Annotated in this window: 1 protein-coding gene; it reads right to left on the bottom strand. The window is 66.8% G+C overall.

The window, feature by feature from the left end:
- A partial coding sequence (locus tag IG54_RS0137375; protein WP_030795740.1) for an SRPBCC family protein occupies positions 1-322 on the bottom strand: 322 nt, incomplete at both ends.

Below are 322 nucleotides of genomic sequence, written 5' to 3'. Positions count from 1 at the left end.
CATCCCGGTGATCCGCTGAGCACGCTCGGCACCGAACTTCTCCGCGAAACGCGCCGCCGTCGCCTCCATCCGCGGCCGCAGCTCAGGATCGAACATCGGCGTCCAGTGAGCCAGCGGACGGGCAGCCGCCGGCGGCAGCTCATTGGCCCCATGACCCAGACCAAGCGCACGCCCGAAACCACCCCGACGCCGCGGCGGCACCGACCCCAACGACTGCATATAGCTGACATACCGCTTGTGCAGCGCCCGGAAATGATAGATATCGACGCTGTTCTCCATCATCAGCTTCCAGTTGGCCTGCGCCCCATGCAGCTGCGCGCCC

This window comes from Streptomyces sp. NRRL S-920, from assembly GCF_000717945.1.
Taxonomy (GTDB): domain Bacteria; phylum Actinomycetota; class Actinomycetes; order Streptomycetales; family Streptomycetaceae; genus Streptomyces; species Streptomyces alboniger.
Note: the sequence above shows the minus strand (reverse complement) of the source record. Positions and strands in the feature narration are given on the sequence as shown.